This window comes from Mesorhizobium sp. M7A.F.Ca.US.006.01.1.1 (assembly GCF_003997935.1).
Lineage (GTDB): Bacteria > Pseudomonadota > Alphaproteobacteria > Rhizobiales > Rhizobiaceae > Mesorhizobium.
This window is the reverse complement of record NZ_RZQL01000059.1, coordinates 1-3285: the sequence shown is the minus strand read 5'-3', so window position 1 is coordinate 3285 and position 3285 is coordinate 1. Positions and strand designations below refer to the sequence as shown.

At 63.0% G+C, this 3285-nt stretch carries 3 protein-coding genes and 1 pseudogene; all 4 read right to left on the bottom strand.

Annotation, left to right across the window (positions count from 1 at the left end; translation table 11 throughout):
* A pseudogene (locus EN943_RS12865) lies at positions 1 to 429 on the bottom strand (cytochrome c oxidase subunit II); the annotation flags it as partial.
* Positions 426 to 959, bottom strand: coding sequence for a c-type cytochrome (locus EN943_RS12860; protein WP_013525142.1), 534 nt, complete (start codon positions 957 to 959; stop codon positions 426 to 428). The gene EN943_RS12860 and the pseudogene EN943_RS12865, both read right to left, overlap by 4 nt.
* The gene (locus EN943_RS12855) at positions 956 to 1747 is read right to left on the bottom strand and encodes a substrate-binding domain-containing protein (RefSeq protein WP_244514477.1); all 792 of its coding nucleotides are present in this window, start codon (positions 1745 to 1747) and stop codon (positions 956 to 958) included. Before EN943_RS12855 ends, EN943_RS12860 begins: the two co-directional genes overlap by 4 nt.
* Positions 1748 to 1805: 58 nt before the next feature.
* Positions 1806 to 3285: PQQ-dependent dehydrogenase, methanol/ethanol family (locus tag EN943_RS12850; RefSeq protein ID WP_127412905.1), on the bottom strand; the 1480-nt coding region annotated here is incomplete at its 5' end.

Here is a 3285-nt window from a genome sequence, read left to right as displayed (position 1 = left end):
GAAATAAAACATAGCATCCTCGTAGCGCACCTCCCACCACCACTGGTGCCCGGTCACCCTGATTGTCAGCGCAGCCTCCGAGCCGATCGCAGCCAGCGTCCTGTTGGCGAAAAAGCTTAGCAGCGTCAGTCCGATCAGGATGATGGTGGTCACTCCGACGGCGGACACGACCACGCGCATCTTGCCGCGTTCGGCCGCTTCGTCGAGTAGGAGGGGTTCATCGCCGGAACGCGATCGCATGACCAGCGGTGCTGCGAGAGCGATCATCACCAGCGCCCAAACAACCGCGCAAAGCGCGGTAAAGAACCAGATGAGCCAGGCCAGCTCGCCGGCTGCGGGGCCCTTCGGGTCAAGCGCCGACTGCCAGCCTGCGCATCCCTGCAGAAACAGGACACAGAAGGCGAAGGCCATCGAGGCCGGGCGCTTCACGGTGATTTGCCCAGTGTCGCGGCATCCGGCAGGCGGTTTTCCGAGGGATGCACCATCATGTCGTCATTGCGTTGCGGCGCGGCGGAAGACGGCGCGTTGCCGCCCAGTGCGCGCACGAAGGCCGCCAGCTCCCATATCTGGTCGTCGGGTATCTTCTGGCCGAAGCTTGGCATCCCGTTGGGCCTGCCGTCGCGGATCGTGGCGTGGATGCTTTCCATCGAGCTGCCATAGATCCACTTCTCGTCCATGAGCGCCGGACCCATGCCGCCACCGCCATTGGCATGGCAGCCCGAGCAGTTGAACCAGCCGAACAGGCGTTTGCCCTCGCTCATGTGGAAGGCGTTGGCCTCGAAGCTCGCCGCCTTGTTGTCGGTGGGGGAGGGTCGCTGTCCGCCCGGCTCCAACGTGGTCACAGGCGTCGGCTGCTCACCTGAGCCGAGCGCCGATTGCGGTCGCGTGTCGCGCTCCTCGCGCTGGCAGGCGACCAGGGCCAGTGTCAAGGGCAGCAACATCGCCAGAGCGCGCCTCATCGGGCCGGTCTCCCGGCCATGTCCAGACGCGGTACGCCGTATCGCGCCAGAACCGCGTCGATCTCGGCCTTGTGTCGGGCAAGCGCGCTATTCACATCGCCACGCAGCGCATCGTCCTCGCGTCGAACACCCATTGAGATGTCGTACATCAGCGGCAGTTGCGGTCCATCGATGCGAGGCGTGACCGGCGTGATCCGGAGCGGCACCTTTTGCCTCTGCGCGAAATAGCCGGCGAGCGGACCCCAGACCACGGCAAGGTCGATCTCGCCGTTCGCGACAGCTTCGACGATGCGCGCCGGCGGGTTGGGAGCAGAGTAGTCGCCATAGACGGGGTAGCCGATGAGGTGCCCGACAATGCCGCGGCGGCCAAGCGCCTGGACAGGCGGCGAGTTGGCGCCATCGTCGCCGATGAGCTGAACACCGATGCGCAATTCTTGCAACCGCGGGTCGTTGAAGGACGTCACGTCCGGGCCGTCCTGGCGGGTCACGAAGACATAGGACGAACGGTAGTAGGGCGTGGTGGTGCGCAGCATTTCGAGATTGGCAGGCGTGCCGGGCACGAGATCGCAAAGGCCTGCCTTCAGCGTGTTGCGGATGAAGCCACGGCGCTGCGCCCACCAGGTATACGTCAGCTTGGCGCCAAGATCAGTGGCGACAATTTCCGCGATCCTGTTCTCGAACCCTTGACCGGCCGCGTTGGAAAACGGCATGTTGTTCGGGTCGGCGCACACTCTCAATTCACGTGCGTTGGCAACAGCCGGAAAGAGCAACAAGGCGAGCCCGGCCATGCCGATCGCCACCCGTTGGAACGCCTTTCGCGCCGGACGTACGGTCAAGTTCAATCCATCAAGGCAGCCGGAACACATAAAGCGTGCCTCCCGCCGTGGTAGCGTTCTTCAGATCCTTCATCGCGTTGACGAAGCCCAGTGCCGCGGTGGCATCGCGTGGGTCTAAGTCGCCCGAAACGATGGCGCCGGCCCAGCCACCGACGCCTGACAGAATTGCGACATACTGGTGCCCATCGGGGCCGCGATAGGTTATTGGCTGGCCGATGATGCCGGACGACGTCTTGAACTGCCAAAGCAGATCGCCAGTCCTGGCGCTGACCGCCTTGAACCAGCCTTCCATGGTCCCGTAAAAGACGACATCGCCGGCAGTGACGACGGTGCCGCTCCATACCGGAAAGTTCTCCTTCAGGACCCAGGCCGGCTTGGCGGCGGAAACATCCCAGGCGGTAAAAGCACCACGATTGCCGCCCGGCCCGGGGATCATACGTACGTTCATGCCGACATAGGGCGTGCCTGCGATGTAGTTTACCTCGACGCCTTCTTCATCCATGCAGAGATTGTTGTGGGGGATATAGAGCAGGCCGGTCCTCGGCGAAAACGCCGATGGCTGCCAGTCCTTGAGGCCGGATGCCGTCGGACAAATGTCTCGGACCACCTTGCCGGTGCCGGTTCTCTTGTCAGGGTTTGCAATCAGGCGGCCGGTCTTCAGATCGACGCCTTTGCTGGAATTGACCGGGCCATAGGCTGTGGCCGATAGCACCTCTCCAGTGGTCCGATCGAGGATATAGAGGTAGCCGTTGCGTTCCGGTCGGACAAGGACCTTGCGCGGCTTGCCTTGCCAGGTCATGTCCAGAAGGATCTGCTCGTTGATGCCGTCATAGTCATGGAGGTCATGCGGGCTCCACTGATAGAACCACTTCGCCGCTCCGGTATCGGCGTCACGCGCGAAAATACCGGACGTCCATTTGTTGTCGCCTGGCCGCAAATCCGGATTCCACGGTCCTGGATTGCCTGTGCCGTGGAAGATCAGGTTCAAGTCCGGATCGTAGGAGATCCAGCCCCACATATTGCCGCCGCCGATCTTCCAGGCTTCCGGTGGCCATGTCGTCACGCCAAGGTCTGTGCCCCTGTCCATGTCGTAGTGGGGCTTGAAGTCCGGGCCGATCAGCACATCCTTGTCGGGTCCAGTGCCATAAGCCGTCCAGACAACATGCCCGTCTCCGGCATCCAGCGCCTTGACCCAGCCGCGGACGCCCATTTCGCCGCCGGAATTGCCGACCAGAACTTTGCCCTTCACCACCAGCGGAGCCATGGTGATGGTCTCGCCGATGTTGATGTTGCCGATATGAGTGTTCCAGATCGGCTTGCCCGTATTGGCGTCGAGCGCGATCGTGTGGCCGTCCAGCGTGTTGAAGAAGATGCGTCCGTCGGCGAAGGCCGCTCCGCGGTTGACGACATCGCAGCAGGCCACTCCTTGTGCCGCCGGCTCGGGGTTGGGCTCGTACTTCCACTTCATCGGCGCGCCGGGCCTGGAAAGG